This is a genomic window from Aeromonas aquatilis (assembly GCF_054052405.1).
The window spans coordinates 1-228 of sequence record NZ_JBSTYP010000229.1 but is presented as its reverse complement, the minus strand read 5'-3'; the positions used below and the strand labels follow the sequence as shown (position 1 = coordinate 228).

The 228-nt window shown below is 63.2% G+C and carries 1 protein-coding gene; it reads right to left on the bottom strand.

Annotation, left to right across the window (positions count from 1 at the left end):
- On the bottom strand, positions 1 to 228 hold a 228-nt coding region (locus tag ACW5W8_RS24140), incomplete at both ends, for a hypothetical protein (RefSeq protein WP_498630945.1).

The window sequence follows — 228 nt, the reverse complement described above, 5'->3', positions numbered from 1 at the left end:
AGGGGCTGGGTTGCTCCCCTTCAAAGGTGTGGCGCAGCGGGTCAGTGATCACGCAAGTGACCACGTTGCGGGTGAACTCGCCCTGGTAGCCTGCTACCCCGAACTTGCGCAGCTCGGCGGTTACCCGGTCAACCCGCACATACTGCTCAACCTCGTTCCCCTTCCCTTCGTTGCCGACCAGCACCAGCACCTCCCCGATCTCCGGCAACCGCACCTCAATGCGTTGCA